15 protein-coding genes are annotated in these 21,618 nt (G+C 43.1%); 6 read left to right on the forward strand and 9 right to left on the reverse strand.

Going from position 1 to position 21,618, the window contains the following annotated elements:
* The first annotated feature begins 13 nt into the window (after window positions 1-13).
* Window positions 14-2,128 (forward strand): type I secretion system permease/ATPase, encoded by a 2,115-nt coding sequence (locus tag WR49_RS02520; RefSeq protein WP_017057704.1) that lies wholly within the window; start codon window positions 14-16, stop codon window positions 2,126-2,128.
* Between the two features lie 127 nt (window positions 2,129-2,255).
* Here WR49_RS02520 and WR49_RS02525 read toward each other — a convergent pair whose 3' ends face one another.
* The 4 genes from WR49_RS02525 to WR49_RS02540 all read right to left on the reverse strand — a co-directional run bounded on the left by WR49_RS02525 (window position 2,256) and on the right by WR49_RS02540 (window position 8,752).
* Window positions 2,256-3,926 (reverse strand): DUF342 domain-containing protein, encoded by a 1,671-nt coding sequence (locus WR49_RS02525; protein WP_017057703.1) that lies wholly within the window; start codon window positions 3,924-3,926, stop codon window positions 2,256-2,258.
* A 387-nt stretch (window positions 3,927-4,313) separates the two neighbouring features.
* Window positions 4,314-6,461 (reverse strand): GNAT family N-acetyltransferase, encoded by a 2,148-nt coding sequence (locus WR49_RS02530; protein ID WP_046222952.1) that lies wholly within the window; start codon window positions 6,459-6,461, stop codon window positions 4,314-4,316.
* 93 nt (window positions 6,462-6,554) lie between these two features.
* On the reverse strand, window positions 6,555-7,529 hold the full coding sequence (locus WR49_RS02535) for a ParB/RepB/Spo0J family partition protein (protein ID WP_017057701.1): 975 nt from the start codon (window positions 7,527-7,529) through the stop codon (window positions 6,555-6,557).
* A gap of 5 nt (window positions 7,530-7,534) precedes the next feature.
* Window positions 7,535-8,752: a ParA family protein gene (locus WR49_RS02540; protein WP_046222953.1), complete on the reverse strand. Its 1,218-nt coding sequence runs from the start codon at window positions 8,750-8,752 to the stop codon at window positions 7,535-7,537.
* 1,249 nt (window positions 8,753-10,001) lie between these two features.
* Here WR49_RS02540 and WR49_RS02545 point away from each other — a divergent pair.
* On the forward strand, window positions 10,002-11,981 hold the full coding sequence (locus WR49_RS02545; RefSeq protein ID WP_046222954.1) for a replication initiator protein RctB domain-containing protein: 1,980 nt from the start codon (window positions 10,002-10,004) through the stop codon (window positions 11,979-11,981).
* A gap of 387 nt (window positions 11,982-12,368) precedes the next feature.
* Here WR49_RS02545 and WR49_RS02550 read toward each other — a convergent pair whose 3' ends face one another.
* From WR49_RS02550 to WR49_RS02560, 3 genes are read right to left on the reverse strand one after another with little or no spacing between them, the layout of a single operon-like run.
* Window positions 12,369-12,887 carry a hypothetical protein gene (locus WR49_RS02550; RefSeq protein WP_046222955.1) on the reverse strand — a complete coding sequence of 173 codons (519 nt, stop codon included), beginning with the start codon at window positions 12,885-12,887 and terminating at the stop codon, window positions 12,369-12,371.
* Window positions 12,884-13,816 (reverse strand): ATP-binding cassette domain-containing protein, encoded by a 933-nt coding sequence (locus WR49_RS02555; protein WP_046222956.1) that lies wholly within the window; start codon window positions 13,814-13,816, stop codon window positions 12,884-12,886. The genes WR49_RS02550 and WR49_RS02555 overlap by 4 nt, the downstream gene beginning before the upstream one ends.
* Window positions 13,817-13,825: 9 nt before the next feature.
* Window positions 13,826-14,650 carry an ABC transporter ATP-binding protein gene (locus tag WR49_RS02560; protein WP_046222957.1) on the reverse strand — a complete coding sequence of 275 codons (825 nt, stop codon included), beginning with the start codon at window positions 14,648-14,650 and terminating at the stop codon, window positions 13,826-13,828.
* 360 nt (window positions 14,651-15,010) lie between these two features.
* Between WR49_RS02560 and WR49_RS02565 the strand changes: the two genes are divergently transcribed.
* Window positions 15,011-15,205 carry a PA3496 family putative envelope integrity protein gene (locus WR49_RS02565; RefSeq protein WP_004732575.1) on the forward strand — a complete coding sequence of 65 codons (195 nt, stop codon included), beginning with the start codon at window positions 15,011-15,013 and terminating at the stop codon, window positions 15,203-15,205.
* 235 nt (window positions 15,206-15,440) lie between these two features.
* Window positions 15,441-15,950, forward strand: coding sequence for an NADAR family protein (locus WR49_RS02570; RefSeq protein WP_315897563.1), 510 nt, complete (start codon window positions 15,441-15,443; stop codon window positions 15,948-15,950).
* A gap of 225 nt (window positions 15,951-16,175) precedes the next feature.
* Here the strand turns inward: WR49_RS02570 and WR49_RS02575 are convergent, their stop codons facing one another.
* A complete protein-coding gene (locus WR49_RS02575) occupies window positions 16,176-16,934 on the reverse strand; it encodes a substrate-binding periplasmic protein (protein WP_046222958.1) in 759 nt (252 codons plus the stop codon).
* Window positions 16,935-17,022: 88 nt separating this feature from the next.
* Between WR49_RS02575 and WR49_RS02580 the strand changes: the two genes are divergently transcribed.
* Window positions 17,023-19,431, forward strand: coding sequence for a response regulator (locus WR49_RS02580; protein WP_046222959.1), 2,409 nt, complete (start codon window positions 17,023-17,025; stop codon window positions 19,429-19,431).
* Between the two features lie 115 nt (window positions 19,432-19,546).
* Here the strand turns inward: WR49_RS02580 and WR49_RS02585 are convergent, their stop codons facing one another.
* Window positions 19,547-20,275, reverse strand: a complete 729-nt coding sequence (locus tag WR49_RS02585; protein WP_046222960.1) for a UTRA domain-containing protein — start codon at window positions 20,273-20,275, stop codon at window positions 19,547-19,549.
* A gap of 211 nt (window positions 20,276-20,486) precedes the next feature.
* Between WR49_RS02585 and WR49_RS02590 the strand changes: the two genes are divergently transcribed.
* A complete protein-coding gene (locus WR49_RS02590) occupies window positions 20,487-21,590 on the forward strand; it encodes an ABC transporter substrate-binding protein (protein WP_046222961.1) in 1,104 nt (367 codons plus the stop codon).
* The last annotated feature ends 28 nt before the right edge of the window (window positions 21,591-21,618 follow it).

The following is a 21,618-nucleotide window of genomic DNA, read 5'->3' on the forward strand; positions in this document are numbered from 1 at the left end:
AGGGTTATATCGCATGCAAGATCCACTATTAAACTCACTGATCTACGTTAGCCGATATTACGGATTAGCTAACTCACCCGAAGCGCTGATCAATGGGCTGCCACTATCAGACGGTAAGCTAACCCCTTTCCTATTTCCACGTTCTGCTGAACGTGCGGGGTTAGTGGCAAAAGAGAACCGTTCCGACTTAGAAAATATCCCTCACCTGATTCTGCCTGCCGTTTTATTGCTAAAACAAGGCGAGGCATGCGTTCTCAACAGTATCGACATTGAAAAACAAGAAGCTGAAATTATCACAGCAGAGAGTGGAATGGTTCCTATCATCATTCCTGTCGAAGAGCTGAAAGAGCAGTTCATTGGTCGTTACTTCCTAGTAAAGAAACAGTTTCGCTATGACGAACGATCACCCGAAGTTTTAAAGACTCGTAAAGGACACTGGTTTTGGAGCACCATTTGGGAGTCTAAAAACATTTATCGTGATGTGTTGATCGCCTCTATTCTGATCAACATCTTCGCCATTGCTGCGCCAATGTTCACGCGTTTGGTGTACGACAAAGTGGTGCCCAACCTCGCATTTGAAACACTCTGGGTGTTGGCGAGCGGTATTTTTGTCGTCTTCCTTTTTGACCTACTTTTAAAATTAATGCGAAGCTACTTTATTGATGTCGCTGGTAAGAAGTCCGATATTCTCATTTCCTCTAAGCTTTTTAGTAAAGTGCTGGGAATTCGTATGGAAGCGAAGCCTGCTTCTGTCGGTGCCTTCGCTAAAAACTTGCAAGAGTTCGAATCCATCCGTGAGTTCTTTACCTCTGCAACCATTGGCTCGCTAATCGACTTACCCTTCGCACTGATGTTCTTGGCGCTAATTTGGTTAATGGCCGGAAACCTTGTGTTTGTTCCTGTCACAGGAGTAGTAATTCTGGTCATCTATGCGCTGTTAATCCAGGGACCATTGCGTCGCACAATTGAAGAAGGCTCTCGTCTCGCTTCTCAAAAATACGCGAACTTGATTGAGAGTTTGGCAGGACTAGAAACCGTTAAGCTGTTCAGTGCTCAAAGCCAGTTTCAATTCCGTTGGGAAGAAGCCGTTGCTCACATGGCGAATTGGAACATTAAAAGTCGCCGCATTACCGACAGTATCCAAAACACCGCTGGCTTTGTTCAGCAAAGTACCAATGTTGGGATGATCATCTTTGGTGTATACCTAATAGCAGAAGGTGAACTCACCATGGGTGGATTGATTGCAGCAACGATGTTGAGTGGCCGTGCGATTGGTCCTCTGGTTCAATTATCACTACTTTCAACTCGTTATAACCAAGCAAAATCATCGATGACCTTGATCGAGCAAGTAATGTCGATGCCAGACGAGCAAGAAGAAGGTAAGCGTTATATTCACCGTCCTATTATTCAAGGTCATATTGCGCTAGACAAAGTGACTTTCCACTACCCAGACGCTCCAATGGCTTCTATAAGAGATTTGACTCTGAATATCACTCCAGGTGAAAAAGTCGCCATCATTGGTCGTATTGGTTCAGGTAAAACGACTTTAGAGCGCCTTATTATGGGCCTATACAAGCCCACAGAGGGCCATGTGCGCATTGATGACACAGATATGGAACAACTTCACCACGTCGATGTACGACGTAATATAGGCTGTGTACCACAAGACAGTAATCTATTTTATGGCTCAGTAAGAGACAACATTACCTTGGGTCGTCCTTTAGTGGATGACCGTGATGTGATGGATGCAGCTAACCGTGCAGGTGTGACTGCTTTTACTCAGCAAGATCCTGCAGGGCTAGAGCGTCAGGTCGGCGAGGGGGGAGGATTGCTATCTGGTGGCCAACGTCAATCTGTCGCGATTGCTAGAGCCTTCCTAGGACGCCCACCGGTTTTATTGATGGATGAGCCAACCAGTGCCATGGATAACCGCTCAGAAATGCACATCAAGCATCAGCTTAGCCAACTGTTACCAAGTGAGACCTTGATTCTAATCACTCACAAGACTTCAATGTTGGACATTGTAGATAGAGTGATTGTCATGGAAAAAGGAAGCATTATTGCCGATGGTCCAAAAGCGCAAGTTTTGTCAGACCTCAAACAAGGAAAAGTAAGAGCTGCAAGCTAAGCCGATCTCAAGTAAACGAGCCAAAATTTAAGACATAAGTAAAAATAAAGAGAGGGAGCGTCAGCTCCCTCTCTTTATTTATTCAATTAGATAGAAAAGTAAATCCGCCTTATTCAGCAGTGTTCAATTACAAGGAGATATCTTCTTGTTCCATCTTGAACGTACATTGGATCTCGTATTGATTGAATGAGAAAACACTTCCGCCATGCGTTCGCTTAGTTGTGACCGTCTCATCACCAAACTGAATCGTGACTCGGGTATATACTTTTTCATGAGCCTCGACTGTACACTCAGCAAGGTTTGTTTCAAATTCAGCCTCAAGCGTGTCAAGTTGTGACTTGGTGCTTTCAATCGCGTGATTGTTTTTTTCGCGTTGCTGTTCAATGGTCAACGCTTGCTCTTCGCTTCTCTCAGCTTTTGGTTGCTTTTTGAATTCTAGCTCTTGGCGGATCACATCCATGGTTTGTTCTTGGGCGTGTTTATAGGTTTCCTTCAACTCGGCTATCTTTTGTCGGTATCCATCGTAACGTGCAAAACAGTGAACCTTGGTTGCGGTATCTCCCTCAACCCCTAAGAAAACACATTCCACTTTTCCGCCGACTTTAGCAGCACCGCCACTGAGTGTACCGTGCTTCTTCAAAGCATCCATCACGATAAGATTCTTGCCACATCGAATGTCATTACTCATGCTATGTACGCTAAGTCGGATATCATTCACCGTTTGTAGCTCCGCATTCTGCGCATAACTTGCAGTAATGGAGCCTTTGCTGAATACCTTGCAGCTTTTAGGATCACCCTCTTTGGTCGTGTGGCCAATAATTCCTTTCGCGACTTTAATATCTCCTTGAGCTTGAACTTCTGCCGATTCGATAAAGCCACCGACAGTAATACTCCCCGTCGCCTTAACTATCATCCCCGGTTCAATGTTTCCAGAAACAAACACATTGCCTTTAAATTTAACGTGTCCGGTTGATACGTCAACATTGCTAACACACAGGGCGTCATCGACTTCAATGGTTCGTTCTTTGATGATGGGTAAACCAGAGTATGAAGCCAATAATAAATTGGGATCGTCAGGAGAAATATAAGTGCCCTTTCCAGGTTTGATTAAAATGTCTTGTCCAGGGAGCGGTGGGATAATTCGACCTTGGACCGTAAAACCAGCGATACCTTTGGTGGCTGGCGTTCGCTTCATCAATTGGTCATCTTTACCTACGGTAATAGTCTCGCCCAAATCTCGCATATCAATCTTGCCAACATCTTCACTATGAGGCTTCAATACTTGGCGGGTAATATCTTCAACCAAAGCGGTAAACTTAGCATCTTTCCCCTTCACTGGTTGAGTGCCCTTCGCTACTGGCTGAGTAAACTTTTCACCAGGCTTAAGCTTGCCACTCATCATCAGTACTTTTCTGAGCGCTAACTTATTAATGCCTTTTGTTATGTGTGCCTGAGCTAAGCTGTGAATGATGTCGCTGCCACGTAATACGCTCCCATTATATGGCCCAGTAACCACAAGAGTGGCGAGCATCTCATCATCAGACACTTCAACCGCAACACTTGCATTACGAACTTCGGCAATCAAAACGCCTTCGTACGCTTCACCCTTGCCTTCTTTGGCAAGAACAACAAAACGCAACACCTCTTCTTCGAAAATAAAATAGTTAGATGCGCCTAGCGCTTCCAAGGCCGGTGATAGTGTCTTGCTGTCAAAGTTTGCGTCAACCACTATTCCCGACGGAAGACACGCAATCACTTGTTGCTTATCTTCTGATAATGTAATGATGTTATCCCACATTCGAATTGAGTATCCCTAATGACTCAGTTATTAATTAGTCTATATAATTCGTTCTGACCTTAAAATCACCACATTTGAATAATCAGCGTTACATCACTTACTTTTGATTCTTCAAAGATGACTTATAAATAATATTGAGCTATTTAAACATTCGCTCCTCTATTACCCATAAAGAGAGGTTGGCTACGTTGGCAAGCAGCCACACGAACAGGCTGCTTGACCAAAGTAGCAATTGATAAGCGCGGAGCCGGAGTAGAAAGACTGGTAATTTTGACAAAGATAAAAAACACGAATGCGGTTTAACGCGACACCTATATTGATGCTTAGTTTACAGTGTAAATCTCATATTTAAATTTACACTGTAAATAAATTTAAAATCCAGCCTCTCTATTTACAGTGTAAATTTGACAATAGAAAATCGATATCTTGTCGAAACTGAATCTCGGCTTGCTTGCGCCCAACAAGATTGAGTTGGTCGATACAAGTCCCCCACTCTTTTTGTTGCACAACCTTTGCGATGAGTAAATCAGAAACAGCAGAGTCTTGAGCTCTCAAAGACGAGGCTTGAAGACCTACGGAATCACGAGCGTTATCTAGCAAAATTAATTTCAATACGCTAAAGCCAATACTGTCATAACTATTTCCGCCCTCAACATAATTCCTGACTAATTGAATTTCCAACTCGCTCACTGCGCGTACACCCTTTGGCAATAATGCACGTACCATATCAATTTCAAGAGAAGACAAAGAACCCGACACGAGAAAACAATAACTATTTTCAAAGTGGCTTTGCAGTTGGTTAATCCAATCCAGAGCATTTCCGTGAAGCGGTTTAACCATCAGTACCGAGTGACAGCCACTTGCCTGATCGCGTTGGTGGCCAATATGGACAGGTACAAAATCGTTATCGCGCCAGAATGAAATCAACTCACTAGTGGCACCGAAACTTGTCGCCAAATAATCTACTTGGTCAGTTTGTTGCGCTAACGTACTCAACATCCAACTACCGATCCCTCTGCTTTGATAACTGGTTGAAACGGCGATGCGCATCACTCGAAGGCAGCGACTAGTCGCTGCTTCTCTGCAGCCAAGTTGGTTTGCCAGTAACACAGGAGCAAGGTGTCCTTGAGGCCTGCGTTTTCCAATTTGAATCTGAGCAATCAAATCTTTATCTAACCCACCCTCTTCCGTCACCAACATACAACCTAAGCACTCACCTTGTAGCCATACTGCGTACAAATGAATTGCAGGATTATCAAGAAACTGCATTAAGTCATTGGGTGACGTCTGATAATGAGCGTCAACTAACAGAGAAAAGCACTGTTGAAGCTTTACTGGGTTAATCAAACAGTCGGCTTTTGACAACTTGATCAAGTTTAAATGACTCATTGCATTACCAGAAACATCACCTAAGTCAGCAATGTCGCTGGCGAGCAAATCACTAGGCGGAACATCGTTGCTAAGCAGGAAGCAGTCAAACAGCCAACACTCTAGTGGATCGTTATTGTTCCATCGGATGGGTTGTTCAAGTTTGTACCCCTTCCAACCCGGGCGATGTTCAGATAGCCAAGCCTCAAACTTGATTCCGAACCCTCGTCCACTACCTTCGTATCCGTGAACCGTAGTTGAAAAGACCAAACGATGATAAATACCAACCATAGATTTGAGCATAGGGATTGGAATAGCAGCCGCCTCATCAACCAACAACAGATCGCAATCAGGCTTAGATTTAAGTAATTCATCTGGCGCAACAAACCTTAAGCTTCCACCTTGATGGCCAATGTGAGTAGCGTTAATCACTTCGTAAGAGTCGAGTCGCTGTAGCGCATGAGAAAAAACGGGCTCGATGGCTCTAACAGTAGGTGCTGTAACAATAATATTTAACCCATGGCGCTCAACCAAAAGCTGTGACGCCGCAATACCAAGTGTCGAACTTTTCCCACGACCTCTATCGGCGGTCAGAATCAAGGGGCGCTTTCGACGGCCAAGCATAACTTTTTTGACCAACTCAATCGCCGTGTTTTGCTGTTCAAATCGACCAATACCATTCGTCCGATCCAGTTTTTGAGGAAATAAGTTAACACCTGGTATTACGCCCGAAGCTTCGTCACTCTGCGAAACAGGGATCAGTTTGTCAAAGTGTCCTTTTAACCAACGTTGACCAACCCCCGAACTTCCGTCGAACTCAGACTTATCGGCGCTTGGTGGCAGCACCAACAATAATCCGCCACCAATTAACGAACCCAGTGCGGCGCTAAAACCGTTCGCGTCAAACTGCTCTCTAAAGTCACAAACAAGAACCTGGCATTCCCGACCAAGAAGTTGCTGACCTTTTTTTACCGATGCATGAGTCACACCATCAAAAGGAACGCCACCAAGCTGGAAAATGGTTTGAGATTTAGCATCGTGAAGGAAGGTGGAAATAGCAGTATTTTGCCAATCTAAATCACCATTAAAGACCACGCCATAGCGATGGTCGTTATGGTTGGCAATGTTAGAAAGGGTGTGCAGAAAAGTGTTGGTTGGATTTGTCATAGTTAGCGTCCAGATTCGTCTAAACACAGTTTATCACAGCCAAATAAAAAGCCGCATAAAGCGGCTTGAGAGGAGTAATGAAAAGTCGTCGAGTTAGTCGAGCTTCGATTGAACGAAGGCGAGGATTTCTTCCATTGTTGCATCATCAACTTTCTTAAGATTCAACGCCAAGTTTGAACCCTTACGGCTGTATGATGCGCGGCCCTTAATAAGCTCAACTTTTGGAGAAGTTTTCTTCGCTGGCGCTGGCGCCAATTCAAGAATCCAACCTTCCAAGGTTTCTGTCACGTCTTTGGTTAGACGAGTTACACCTTGAGCTTCACTACGCTGCCATACAAAACCTTCAGAAGCATCACACTTAGTCAGCAGTGATTGCTGCTGTTCACTCGTCAATCCACCAAACTGCTTGTGTAGTTTAACAATAGTTGGACGACCAAGGTCGCTCACATTTGGGTAAGCCTGAAGTAATTCAAGTGGTAAAGCCGCAGCTTTCAATGCGCCACTCACCAAAGCCTCACTGCACTGGAACATTTTCGCCAGTGCTTTCTGGTCTTCAGCTTCGCCTTTATCAAGCTTCGCTTGCATCTCTTTACCCTTCTCATATAAAGACAAAGGCTTATGAGCATTTGCGACATCTGATAAAAACTTAGCGTGTTCGCCGTTAATGTTTTCAGCAACATAGATTAGAAATTCTTTGTCAGCCAAAATACATGACATACGACGACGACTACCATCAAGAACTTCAATCGTACCATCTTTGTTCTTACGACCAACCGCAGGATATTGCTGACCGCGCTCTTTTAATGTTGTAAGAACATCAGAAAGAGCATGTTCATTTAAGAAAGACTGCTCACGAGCATTATCCTCAAAAACGACCGTTCTAGTTTCTACATCACAAGCAGGGATTCGAACTAGTTCAAATGAAACGAGGTCTTCTCCAGCAACAGAAAGCTCAATCACTTGAGCCTGTTCTTTAGCAGCGGTTTGCGCTTCTTGCGGCGTTGCCACGCGACGTTTGTTTGCTTTACCAAATAGCTTTGCATTTAAGTCAGATGTTTTAATTGCCATTTTTGTTATCCCTGATTAAGTGAAGGCCAGTTGCTATGTAATACACGCTCTAATTCTAGAGCACTTTTTTGTACCGCATCTTGAGCGACTGCCAGAGTTTTCTTACCGCCCTCAAAGTCGCTAACCGTAAGATCGAACACCGTGCTGTAGGTATCGGCACAAGTTTCAAACGCGCGACTTCTTGGAATGGTGGCCATCATTACTTGGTCATTCAACAGGTAATTCATTTCAGTTAAAACCGAAACCTGCTTCTTATTGTCGTCTTCAAACATGGTTGGCATTAGACGAACAAACTCAAGCCCTTTCCAATCTTCCGGGAACATCTCGTACACGGTTGGCAAGTGTTGGAAAAAGTTAACCGTTGAAGCCCAGTCTAAACGCTTTGCAGCACATGGGATCAGAAGTGCGTTCGACGCGTACATTGCGTTCCACACGAGAGGGTCTACGTGCGGGCCAGTATCGATCATAATTACATCAAAATCATCGGCGATTTTATCGATAAGCTTCTCTTTTAGAAGACGAACGATATCAAGTGACTGATCTTGAGAGAGGCTTTGCCATGCTTCAGCGTTAAACATCGCATCTTCAGGGAAAGCTGAAATGGTCTTAAGATTTGGGTATTGAGTTGGCAAGAGCACGCTTTTTCGAAGAAACTCTAGGTCAACATCTTGGTCCTCAGGCACATTGTCCAACATGATATCAACGGCAGAGTATATACTGTCGTGCTCTGCGCCACTGATTTGTGGGTTTAAGAAAAGGCGCAGTGAGCCTTGTGGATCCAAATCAATCAAACAGATACGGTAACGCTTGTCTAAATTCAAAGACAAACAAGCCGCTAAGTGAACCGCTGTCATTGATTTACCCGTACCACCCTTCTGGTTCTGTACGTTGATAACCCAAGGTTTGTTGCCTGTATGCTGCTTACGTTGGTGGAACTTTGGCACTTCAGCCGCGTCCATCAACATGTGTGCTTCAGTCAATGAAATCGAGTAATGATTAGCGTTGTTCTTTGTAAACTGGTGACCATCTGCTTCAAGCTTAGTAATAGCCTCATCCAATTTTCGACGAGTTAAGCCTGAACGTGTTTCCATCATAGCTTTAGACATTGGAGGAAAATGTTCATCACTTCGCTCTTCCAGAATAATCTCAATTCGGTCAGCCTGAACTTGTTGAGTTTGTTCGGCCAGCTGATAGAGCTTATCGATCGTTTGTTCTCTTTTCATTGCCAGTTTCCGTAATGATTAACTAATTATAAAATTGTACAGCAATTAACAGTAAATCCAACAAAAACATGAACATTCATTTATGAGTTAAATCACATAAAATAGACTATGTTATTACAATTAGATGAAACATCGATTTAAACAAACACAGAAAATGGGTATTTTACCATGCATAATCGTGCTATTTCTTTATCAAATTTAAAATGTTACAGCATCACTTATTTACAATGTAAATGTATTGAAAAGGGAAAAACGGCGGAACGATTGAAATACAACCATAGATTACGGTTCGTGTGAGTTGCATTAAAAATAGAAGGAATCTCAATAAGGCAATGAAAAAATCACAAAGGGGTCAATCGAATAAGAAATAAACCTAACAACTGAGCATCATAAATAAAGAGTGGAGGAGAGTAACCGGAAGAATGATCATGGGGGTACATCACCGGCTTGAGAATTGAGAAGACGATATTATGAAGCATGATCAAGGGATAACCTCTTGAATATTAATCCAAGTGAATGTTCGTTCTAAACGATCAACTTACGGAAAAATGATCAAGTAAATCTAGTACCGGAAGCATATAAATTGAGAGCTAAGTTACGGACAAATGCTTTTGTAATGGGGATTCAAGGCTTATCAAGCCTCACAGCTTGGAAATTCAATCTGCACAGATAAATAATATACAAACATGACAATTTCATGATCATGCTTCCTATCTAGTGCGAGTTCGCTCTATATACATCATAGCGAGCAACTAACACGCGATAATGACTATTTTTCGCATTTGAAAGGGTGTAAATAATAGAAAAATACACTTACTTGATCATTGTTCCGATAAACTAGCCGCTAAAAATATCCACACCGTCGGCTAAAAAGAGCATGATCAATCTGAGGCTGTGGATAAGCTGTACAAGTACAATGATCATGCTTTCTAAGTAATAATGATCATGCTTACAATGACTTAATGATCATAGTTCTGATTGTTTGTGATCATGCTTTCTTTAGTTTAATGATCATAGTTTCGTATTTTTTATGATCATGCTTTCCAATAGGATTTATTTTAATTATTTTAATTCAGTAACTTATAAGGAAATTAAGGTCCAGATCATTAGATCACTTAATCATTTAAGATCATATTAATCAAAAAGATCAGTTATTTAAAAGCCAATAAATTCTCTTTATTTATGATCATTCTTTCTTTATCATTCAGGAACTATAGTGATATTACGGTTAGTGTGATACGGATCAAAAATGAAACCAGAAGAAAAATTGTTAATTAAGGCACGAAGCCACAAAGATGGTCATTTATTTGAGGTATCAGAAACAGCCGTAGAATGGATAGAGCAATACCAACACTTCAAAGGTGTCACCAAGAGCATAGTTGAACTTCTTAACTTAATTTCACTTCGTGGTTTTAGTAGTAAAGATGGTTATGTTTCTACCACAGAGATTATTGAATCAACCGATGGTCAGGTAACTCGTGCTGCCTTACAACAAAGGTTAAGAGCCGCAGTAAATATTGGTCTTTTTAAACAACTTCCAGTTCGCTTTGAAGAAGGCCTTGCGGGTAAAACCATGCTGCATCGATTTGTTAACCCAAACCAATTGATATCGGTATTAGGCGCTACTAGCCTAGTCACAGAAAGTGTTAAACAAAATGAAAAGCAAAAGCGTTCCAAAGCTCTTGCTCAAACCAAAGTAAACAAACGTTTATTGAATGAGCATGGTCTTAATACCCCACCAACAATGAAAGACGAAGCCGATCAATTCATTGTTTCTCCAACAAATTGGGCTGGGATTATTGATCAGGCACTAGCACCACCTAGAACGCGTAAGAGTTACCAGAAATCTATGGTTTCGATCTCCGGTACTCGAGCTGTGATCGAGACACGATCTTCTAAAAATATTATGACGGTTGATGATCTGATGACACTTTTCGCGTTATTTACGCTAACCGTTCAGTACCATGATCATCACCAAGATGATTATCATTTAGACGCGAAACACACTCCGAACAAAACACCACTCTACATCACTGATATTTTATCTTTACGCGGCAAGAAAGACAGTGGCCCTGCACGTGATTCGATCCGCGATAGTATTGATCGTATCGAATTTACGGATTTTCAATTGCATGAGCTGACCGGTCGTTGGCTTAGTGAAAACATGCCAGAAGGCTTCAAGAGTGATCGTTTCCGATTCTTAGCTAGAACCATTACCGCATCGGAAGAAGCGCCTACAGAGGGCTCTGACGGCGAAATTCGTATTAAACCGAACCTCTACATCCTCGTTTGGGAACCTTCGTTCTACGAAGAGTTACTGACTCGTGATTACTTCTTCTTATTTCCGCCAGAAATTCTGAAGCAACATACCTTGGTTTTCCAAATGTACTCTTACTTTAGAAGCCGGATGGCTCGTCGCCATACGGATTGCATGTTACTGAGTGAACTGAATCAGAAGTTAGCTCGTAACATCGATTGGCGTCGCTTCTCTATGGATTTGATTCGCGAACTTAGAAAGCTGGGTGAAGTTGGAGATCAGGAAGATACCTTCCTAGTAAACTTGTGGGGTTATCATTTGACGATCACATCGTTGGTCGAAAAAGGGAAAACGACCGATTATCAGGTAGATATCAAATGTAATGTGGAAGAAGTCTTACGTTACTCAAGAGCGCGTACCACTAACGCAGGTAAGCGTAATATGGCACCAACGCTGCCGAACCCATTACGCAACGAGATGGTTTCCAAACAAAAGTTGGAAGAGCTGTCTGAAATTATTGATGGTGAGTTTGAGCCTATTCAGCGTAAAGCACCGTCGCCAAGAGGTAAATTGGGACGTCGAGTTAAGCAACGTAAACATTCTGTTGAGATCAACGCTGACGAGATCATGATTACTCTCTCTAAATATACCTCTGCAGAGGCTCTAGAACGCAGTATAACGGCTTTATCAGCGATGACAGGACACTCACATGCCTCAATCAAAGAAGAGTGCTCAGAGCTCATTGAGAAGCTTGATTGGTTGAGAGTTGGGGAGGACGTTATCCCATACGAAACACTGAGTCGCTTAATTGAGCTTTACAACGACCGTGATAGCACCAGCAACCGACACCTGTCCATTGAGCGTTTGATCTCTGGTTTAGCTGTGCGTCGTAAAGTGTGTAAACAAGTTCATGAAGGTCACCTTGACGAGAACGTGTTCCTCGCGCTCGATGAAATGGCGATTGGCCACTAGCCACTAGTCATTATCCTATCGCGATAAGCCTGTTTTACCGTCGCTGAATGGATAGTTTTGAACACATTAGGTGCTGATTAAAATCGCACCTAACGCTGACAAAATGATGACAAAGTAACGCATCCAGTTGATTATTATTTATCCCGAATAGACAACCTTTGTCCTTTCTTATGATTAATAGATTGGCTCATATTTTGTTACATCATACTGAATAGATTTTTGCGAGTTCCTGAAGGACTCGCTTTTTTTTGCCTGAAATTTAGTAAATCATTAAAAATCAATGGTTTACTGAATTAAACGCCGAAGCATGATCAAGGCTAGATCATGCTTTTTATGGCTCTAACTTTGATGAGACTCTGGTTTGATGTTTGATCGAGAAGGGCTTGATCAGTGGAGGTGACGTTCAATAGTACCTTGATCATCGTTTCGGGGATGGGTTGTCATAAAGCGTACATGCGATTCGATCAATTTTTCTGATTCTGCTTTCCAACGTGGTTCTTGCTGTTGGTTCGTAAACTCCAAAGCCAATACACACAAGTGTTGTAGCCGCTGTGTACACCACTCTTGCAATCCAGCATCTGATTTTGGATCACATGACACCGCTTGCAGTTTGCTATAGGCGAACATCAGGTATTGGTAGGCTTTTTCTTGATGGCTTGAGTTGCTAGCCTCCTGCGAATCCAACTCCGGATTCGATGAATCCGCGAGGTGGCGATAGAAAGTAAAGATTCTCAGGCATCCATCTAGCCAACATGCGATGCCTTTGCTCTGCTCATCCGTGATCAAAGGCCCCCAGAGTGCATCTGGAGGCGTTAAGATCAAAGGTTCTAACCGGTCCACTTGATCATGCTTTCGGTTTTTGTACCAATCTCCGATCCGATCTAACCAAGTGTCTAGTTCATTCATGCAACGTTATCCCACTGTTTTACAAAGTGATTATCAGCAACTTGTTTGATTTCATGCTGTATTTCACTGCTCTGCTCTCGAATACGATCAGCGTCTATTGAATAGTTTGGTTCATTTTTGACGAGTTCGCCAAATGGTAGATCGGGATCGGGCACGGCAGAGATCAACAACTTAGTGTACGGGTGTTGTGGATTGGTCAAGATCGACTGGGTTGAGCCCCATTCGACGATCTGTCCTTTGTACATCACCGCCGTCTCTTCTGCGATATAGTGTGCGGTCGCAAGATCATGGGTTATGTACAAAAAGCCAATCCCCAACTCTTTTTTCATTTTTTGCATCAGGTTCAACACGCCAAGTCGAATTGAAACGTCCAACATCGAGGTGGGTTCGTCAGCAAGAATAACCTCAGCGCCAACCGCAAGCGCTCTGGCTAGGTTAACCCTCTGTCTTTGACCGCCACTGAGCTCGTGTGGGTACTTGGCGAGCGTTTCGATGGGTAACTCCACCAGCGTTAATAACTCTTTGAGGCGCTCTGTGAGAGCCTGTTTAGTGGCTACCTGTTTATGGATCTTAAGTGGGCGCGTTAAATGGTGCTCAATGGTGTGAGTGGGATTGAGTGAACCGAAGGGGTCTTGAAACACCATTTGCACACGGCTGCGATAGTCCAAGATATCTTTACGACTTTTTAAGGTAGAAATATCCCTGTCTTTGAAGAGAATCTCTCCCTCTGTCGCAGGGTAAACCTTGGTCATCAATCGTGCGCAGGTGCTTTTCCCGCAACCAGATTCGCCAACCAATGCCAGTGTTTTGCCTGCATGTAAGTCAAAACTCACACCATGCAGTGCTCTAAAGATCTCTTCTTTGCCAAGTCCACCACCAACAGTGAATTCTTTAACGAGGTTTTTTACTTGAAAAATAGGTTGTGACACAGAGCTCTCCTAGCACGCCGTCGCGTGAGCATGTTCATGAATATTAGGGAAAGAACTCCATAGCTTTTGGGTGTAGGAGTGTTGTGGGTTATTGCGAATCTCATGGGCTTTATTGACCTCAACTATCTTGCCGTGGCGCATGATGGCAATGCGATCACACAACTGGCTCATCAGTGCGAGGTCATGGGTGATGAAGAGTATCGAGAAACCAAACTCCTCTCTGAGTTGGTGTATCTGCTGCAATATCTCGCGTTGCACTACCACATCCAGTGCTGTGGTCGGTTCGTCCATGATGATCAGCTTCGGGTTGAGGGCGAGAGCGATGGCAATCACCAAACGTTGACGCATGCCGCCACTGAACTGGTGCGGGTATTCTGTTAGGCGGTGGCGTGGAATATTCACAAGGTCGAGCAGTTTCTCGGCGCGATCTTTAGCTTGTTCGTTATTCATGCCCTTATGGTGGCGCAGCACATCCGCAAACTGCTCTTCGATGGTTAAAACGGGATTGAGCGAGTTCATGGCGCTCTGGAATACCATCGCGATCTCGCTCCAACGCAATGTATTTAAATGGTTGTCCGATAAGTTCAACAGTTCTTGTCCGTCAAAGACTATCTGACCTCCAGAAATAAAAGCTGGCGGCTTATGCAGGCGGTTAATGGCAAACGCGATGGTGCTTTTGCCACAACCGGACTCTCCGGCTAAGCCGAAAATCTCGCCTTGGCCTATGCTAAAGCTAACGGATTTGACCGCATTGAAATCACCGTCATCGGTGATGTAGTCGACACATAGATTCTTTACTTCGAGAAGTGGTGTATCCAAATTTTCCACAGACATGATAAATACTCACTTATGATATTGATAACTATTATCATTAACATGAAGTGAATTTAGTAAAAGCGATGAGCACAAAAAGAATGAAGTGCCTCGAAATTTATCTTGGGTTATTTCACGAATTTTCAGAAGAAACGAAGAGTTGAAAGAGGGGAAAATGAGAGTTGGATCAAACCACATTTATTATGGGTAATTTTTTTAATGTAATTGCAGAAAATGCCTTTGGCAAAGTTTAAATGAGGTATTTGTTAATTAGGTTTGTGAAGCGTCGGAATCATCACATTTCAGTACAGAACTTCTTAACAAGCGAAATCGCATTTGCTACAGATTACCTGTCCATTACATGGTGTTTCGGAGGAAAACATGTCCATTAATTCTATCAACCATGATGAAATGACAAATATTGCAAATAAGTGGGATGCTGAAGAAGAAGTATCTTTCAAACCAGAAAAGAAAATGAAGTCTGCTGAAGCTCGTCGTCGTATAGAAGCTCTAAGAGAAATCAGAGAAAGCGGTTTTAGTCTGGAAGAAGCGAGGGAACTAGGCCTTATTCACTAATAATCTCCATTGCATTTAGAAGGGTGGCACAACACCACCCTTTAATTTATAACCACTTTCCTTTAACACCTAACTGTATTCAATCAACAAATTTTCTCTCTAAACCACTGTACCGCTTCACTATTTCCTCTTTGAAGTTACGACCTTCAGATTTAAAAACCGCACATGACGTACTCTTGAACTAAGTCGTTTGACAGCAATATGCAACGCCACTAGTTTTAAAGTTGAAGTATAAATATGTGATGTCCTTGGTAAGGAAAAGGCTATGTCTAATTCTGTGTCCCAAAATAAAGAAGTGTTGTTTTATGAACCTGAAGATCCGAACGGATACCTTTCAAATTTTGCGGCTTGTCCTATCAAAGTTGATGATAAAGTTTGGGCAACCAGTGAACACTACTATCAAGCGATGAAATTTGTCTCTGAAGCGCTGCGCAATACCATTTTCGAAGCCAGCACTCCTGCTGAAGCATTCTCTTTGAGCCGATATTATGAAGGGCAAGTTCGTGAAGATTGGTATGACATTCGTGTCGAAGTCATGCAATTCATTGTGACCGAGAAGTTTAGACAGAACCACAGATTTGCGCGGTTTCTTGTTAACACTGGAGATTCAGTGATCAAAGAGCATTCTCATAAAGACCATTTTTGGGGCGATGGGGGGGATGGAACTGGTGAGAACCGTTTAGGCGAGATCTTGATGGAGGTGCGTCAACAACTTCGAAATCAACAATTGGATTTGATCTCTTAGCATTAATCACTAATAGCTCTACTATATAAATGACAGTGTCCTTAAAGAGTCAACATAAAGGCCACTCTGCAATTTGGTATATGAGCTGAGCAGGGCGGCCTTTCTTATTTTGGTATGAATAGTGTTTTGGTGAGAATATTGTTTTAGTAAGAACACTATTTTTGGCGAACACTTGTTATCAGAGGGAGCTAAAGTACGCTACCAAAGATACACATTGTACAGGTCTTATAAATAACTCTGCACAATGTCATTGAGTTGCCCATCGTCTTTCATCTGGCCTAGACGTTGGTTAATGAAAGATTGCAGCTTAGGATCCATCTCAGGGTCGAACGCCAAATGGATTGGGTAGTTATTGATAACAGAACCAAACTCTTGCATCTGGTAGTCCTCAATACGTAGCTTCTGCTCGTTTAGGTTGTATTTGATTCGTGATTCCATCTCCACAAACACGGTATCGCCTGGTGTTCGATTCAGGACACGAAAAGCGGCAGCGTAATCTTTAACTCGGATCTCGTTGAGCTTACCTTGTTGGATGTAAGGCTCTAAGTTCGGATACTCAAATCCCACCAGCAATACCACTGCTTTTCCATCTAAATCATCGATTGTATTGAACTCAAACGGCTTTTTACCGCTGCTGAGTAACACGTGTTTTACATTGTAAATCGGGTCTTCCGACAAGTTAACGGATTGGATGTTTCCCCAGCTAGGGCTGCCGTAGGTCAACCAGTTGGGGTTCTCTCTCACATTGAGCTTATCGATCATTCGGTTAAAAGGGTAGGTGTGATAGTTGATCTCATATTGGCTACTATCGAATACCGCCTTAACAATATCTGAAACCATTCCTCTGTGAGATGAATCGTCAGTTTCGATCTGAAAAGGTTGCGCTTGGCTCGCAATAATGTAGTAGTGAATAGGTTCGCTTGAAAAAGCATAACTGCTTGAAAACAAACTGACTATGGATGAAAAGATAAGATGTTTTTTCATAACCTTCCCTAGTTATTTGATGAATGACTACTATTATACTAATTGAGTAATTGTAGTTTACTGGGATAATAATAGTGGTAATTTTTGTATGGTAAAAAAAGGAAAGCGCTATATTGGGCTCTCTCGACAGTTGATCGGGGTAATTGTCGTAATTAGCACCTTATTCACAGTCATAGTGACAGGCTTGGGGCTGTATGTGGAATATCAAAACCGAGTGACTTTTATCAGTTCTCAGATCGAACAGGTTAAAGCTGGTTACCTCTCCGGTTTAACGGCTAGCTTGTGGGTTGAAGATCGAGATCAATTACTTGTGCAAGCTGAGGGGATCTCACGCCTACCTTCTGTAAGTTATCTACTCATTGAAAATCCCGATGAAAAAATCTTAGAACTGGGGCAAATATCTTCTGAACATTCTTATTCTCAGTCATGGGAAATGGTGCATCAGATGGGAGATAAAAGTTACCCTCTTGCGACTTTAACGGTGCAGGCTGATTTAAGTATGATCCTCTATCATCTAGGTAAACATGCCCTCTTACTACTTACGTTCGAAGCCGTTAAAGTTTTCTTGTTAGCTGTGGTGTGTTTAATTATTGTATATCGTCTCGTTGTAAAGCGCTTGATGACCATGTCTTCTCAAATCAATCAACAGCAATTAGAAGACAACAAGCCACGTTACTTAACGCCAACCGAATGCACATATAAAGACGAGATATCAACGCTAGAAGTCAGTTATAACCAATCTATTGAGCGTATCCGTAAACAGTATCAAGAGTTGGTGAAAGCCAAAGATACAGCAGAAGTTGCCAACCGAAACAAGAGTGAATTTCTTGCCAACATGAGCCACGAGATCCGAACTCCGATGAACGGAATTATCGGTCTTTCCTCCCTGCTTTCTGAAATGGATATGCCTAAAGAGCAAAAAGAGTATATCGATATGCTCAATACCTCTTCACTGACACTTCTTGACCTTATTAATGACATTCTCGACTATTCGAAGATTGAAGCGGGTCACCTAGAGTTGCAGCAAGAACCAATGAAGATGATGGGGATTGTCGCGGATGTTGAATCGACGTTTAGAGTTAAGGCTGAACAGAAAGGGCTCAGGTTCCAGTTGGCGATTGATCCTAAAATTCCAACCATGGTTATCGGCGATGGCACTCAGTTAAGACAAGTGCTGAATAATTTAGTGGGGAATGCAATCAAATTTACTAAGTATGGCCATGTCACGCTCTCGCTTCGTTTAGAAAAAGTAATTGAACCAGAGCAAAAGCTAAGGGTGAGGTTTGAGGTTATCGATAGTGGTATTGGTATCGCAGAAGACAAGCAAAAATCGGTGTTCGATAAGTTTCAACAAGCTGACGGCAGTACCACGCGTATTTACGGTGGAACCGGACTTGGTCTCACAATATGCGATAAAATCGTTAGCTTGATGGGCAGTCAATTAGAATTAACTAGTGAGGAGGGCAAGGGCAGTACATTCTATTTTGTTGCTGATTTTGATCCGTGTTTGGATATAGATGAGAGTTGTATCGATTTCAACAAACTCTCCGTGTTATTGGTTGATGATAGTCAGTTGAACATGCGAATTACTTCCACACAGCTTCAATCCTTTGGCGTCGCATCTGAATGTTGTGAGACGGCAAATCAAGCGCTTGAGTTAGTTTCAGAATCTATCGCCAAGTCAGCACCTTATGACTTGGTGCTTATTGATAAAGTGATGCCTTCTATAGATGGCTTCCAGCTGGCTACTCGTTTGATAGAACGTTTTGGTAAAGAATGCCCTAAGTTGGTGATGATCTCTGCCGATCCTAGAAAGCAAGATGAAGTGTACGCTAAACAAGTGGGGTTTGTTGCCTACATTGCTCGTCCTTATCAAGATAACCAGCTTAAATGGACCATTAACGAGGTGCTCGCAAGAGCGGAGGATACCTCAACCTTTACCTATCCAAACAGAGGTGAAGTCGCGTTCAAAGACAATGAACCTGTACCACTAACTAAATCTGCAGCCTCTGTTCCACCCAAACAAGCAGAGAAACAAGATCCAATCAAAGAAAACCCGAAACCAGAAGTGGTCACTGCTTCATTCAGTGGTAAGGTTTTGGTTGTTGAAGACTCTAGAGTGAATCAACAAGTGGCCAAGATGATGCTTAAGAAGCTTGGTTTTGAGGTTGATATTGCCGACAACGGTGAAATTGGTGTCGAGAAATTCAAAGCTAACGAATACGAGATGATCTTCATGGACTGTCAGATGCCGGTTCTTGATGGCTTCGAAGCAACTAAGCAAATTAGATCGTTAGAAGAAGGTTCTTCAAAGCATATTCCAATCGTTGCTTTGACCGCTAACGTTGTACCTAGAGACAAGCATTTGTGTTTTGATGTTGGTATGGATGAGTTTATATCAAAGCCTGTCAATCAAGGTAGGTTGAGAGACATAGTAGAGCGCTTCTTGTCTGAAGATCCTGAATCAACCAACAAACATGAACAGAAAATTGTCTAGGTTAGGGTTGCTTGCTAAGCAAATCTGTTAAAATAAAACTCCGACTGAATCTGTCGGAGTTTTGGTTTTGGCTAACTAGTGCATCACAAACCAAAGCCTCTCTATCAATATTGCACTACCCAATACTGTCGATATGAATCACTACCGAATCGGGTCGCCAGTACTCCAATTCACAGTCCATCAACTCGCCATCTTGTTTGTAGTTCACTCGGCAGATCTTTAGAACAGGCTGGCCTTCGGCTAAATTCAGCGCCTTGGCGACATGTGCGGGTGCAGAAGTTGGAATCACATCAAAGCGCGATCGTTTAGTCTCGTAGCCATATTTTTCTCGGTAGATGCCTGTCAGCGACATGGTGAGGTTTTCCGACAACACCTTTTCAAATAGAGGCGCTTTCAAGACGTTTTCAACGAACAGCACCGCTCGGCCATCAATAAAGCGTAGTCGCTCAATCACGTGTATCGGCGTTATCTGTTCTATCTCTAATGCTTTGGCGTAATCGCCCGCGGCCATCTCTGTGCGGGTGCTCAGCAGGCGTGTTTCTGCTATGCGATCTTGTTCTCGAATCATTTGATGAAAGTGGGAACGTGATAATGGGTTATAGCGAACACGTTCGGGTGACACATACCAACCTCGACGCTCTTCTCGATATATCAAACCTTCGGTTTCTAATGAGACCAGCGCATCTTTGAGCGTGATTCGTGTGGTTGAAAATAGCTCGCTGAGCTCTCTTTCGGATGGCAGTTTTTGCCCCTCGGTGAAGATGCCAGATTGAAGCTGTTCTCTTATGCTCGCCTTAATTCTGCCTAGCTGTGTCCCTGATTGCCCTGTAGCCAATGTTCTCATTACTGATCTAGTCCATAAGTTCGTGTGCTCAATAAGGTAAACCACGGAGTTAACAGGAATGTGACAGTAAACAAAGGCTTGCTGTCATATGAGTGAAATATAACTGCCACAGAAATGCATCTGAACTGTCAAATAACTTGCGCGAAAGCGTCACACTCTGGCGATAGCATACAAAACGAACTTACTGACCTAGTCCAGAGGGATAGAGACAATGAAAACTTTGCTTAGCCGTTCAACTGTATCGCCAGCCAAACTGATTGGTTCACCTGCGAAATTAATAGGCGCAACGCTAATAGCGGCAACACTTTCAATGCCAGCGATGGCGAAGGATGCTGATCTTAAGTCACTGATTGAAGCCGCTCAAAAAGAGGGTGCGGTTTACAGTGTGGGTATGCCAGACAGTTGGGCAAACTGGAAAGGCACATGGGCTGACCTGAAAGCAAACTACGGTTTGAAGCATCAGGATACCGACATGAGCTCGGCTCAAGAGATCTCGAAATTTGAAGCAGAGAAAAGAAACGCAACCGCAGATATCGGTGATGTTGGTTTCGCATTTGCACGTGTCGCTGTGAAAAAAGACGTAACGCAACCATACAAGCCAACCACTTGGAATGATGTTCCAGACTGGGCGAAAGACAAAGATGGTCACTGGGCTCTGGCTTACACCGGCACTATCTCATTCATCTCAAATAATAACCTTGTTGAAGATGCACCCAAATCTTGGAGTGACCTACTAGAAGGTGACTACAAAGTAACCGTCGGTGACGTAGGTGTAGCCGCGCAAGCAAACAACGCAATTCTAGCGGCTGCATTTGCTAACGGCGGTGACGAGTCGAACCTAAAACCGGCGATTAAGTTCTTTGGTGAATTAGCGAAGCAAGGCCGTCTGTCTTACACAGATCCAAGCATCGCAAACCTTGAAAAAGGCGAAGTGGAAGTGGCAATCATGTGGGATTTCAACGCATTGAACTACCGCGACAAGATCGACCGTGAGCGCTTTACAGTAAGCATTCCACAAGATGGCTCAGTGATTTCTGGTTACACCACCATCATCAATAAATACGCGAAAAACCCTAACGCGGCGAAATTGGCTCGTGAATATATTTTTAGCGACCAAGGTCAAATCAACCTAGCAGAAGGTTACGCACGTCCAATCCGCAGCAACATCACGCTGCCTAAATCAGTACAAGACAAGCTGATCTCAAACGAGCAATACAGCAACGTCCACCCAGTGACTGACTTCTCAGCATGGGAAAAATCAGCACGCCGCCTACCACGTCAATGGCAAGAAAGTGTCTTGATTCACCAGCAGTAATCCGTATCCAAAATAAGCAATAGAGAAT

The organism is Vibrio sp. ECSMB14106 (genome assembly GCF_000972265.1).
Taxonomy (GTDB): Bacteria; Pseudomonadota; Gammaproteobacteria; order Enterobacterales; family Vibrionaceae; genus Vibrio; species Vibrio kanaloae.

Bases quoted from the DNA above. Each gene is read 5' to 3' on its own strand.
- WR49_RS02550 (WP_046222955.1), bottom strand. From the start codon at position 12,887: ATGAATGAACTAGACACTTGGTTAGATCGGATCGGAGATTGGTACAAA.
- WR49_RS02525 (WP_017057703.1), bottom strand. From the start codon at position 3,926: ATGTGGGATAACATCATTACATTATCAGAAGATAAGCAACAAGTGATT.
- WR49_RS02520 (WP_017057704.1), top strand. From the start codon at position 14: ATGCAAGATCCACTATTAAACTCACTGATCTACGTTAGCCGATATTAC.
- WR49_RS02545 (WP_046222954.1), top strand. From the start codon at position 10,002: ATGAAACCAGAAGAAAAATTGTTAATTAAGGCACGAAGCCACAAAGAT.
- WR49_RS02560 (WP_046222957.1), bottom strand. From the start codon at position 14,650: ATGTCTGTGGAAAATTTGGATACACCACTTCTCGAAGTAAAGAATCTA.
- WR49_RS02535 (WP_017057701.1), bottom strand. From the start codon at position 7,529: ATGGCAATTAAAACATCTGACTTAAATGCAAAGCTATTTGGTAAAGCA.
- WR49_RS02530 (WP_046222952.1), bottom strand. From the start codon at position 6,461: ATGACAAATCCAACCAACACTTTTCTGCACACCCTTTCTAACATTGCC.
- WR49_RS02590 (WP_046222961.1), top strand. From the start codon at position 20,487: ATGAAAACTTTGCTTAGCCGTTCAACTGTATCGCCAGCCAAACTGATT.
- WR49_RS02540 (WP_046222953.1), bottom strand. From the start codon at position 8,752: ATGAAAAGAGAACAAACGATCGATAAGCTCTATCAGCTGGCCGAACAA.
- WR49_RS02585 (WP_046222960.1), bottom strand. From the start codon at position 20,275: ATGAGAACATTGGCTACAGGGCAATCAGGGACACAGCTAGGCAGAATT.
- WR49_RS02575 (WP_046222958.1), bottom strand. From the start codon at position 16,934: ATGAAAAAACATCTTATCTTTTCATCCATAGTCAGTTTGTTTTCAAGC.
- WR49_RS02580 (WP_046222959.1), top strand. From the start codon at position 17,023: ATGGTAAAAAAAGGAAAGCGCTATATTGGGCTCTCTCGACAGTTGATC.
- WR49_RS02565 (WP_004732575.1), top strand. From the start codon at position 15,011: ATGTCCATTAATTCTATCAACCATGATGAAATGACAAATATTGCAAAT.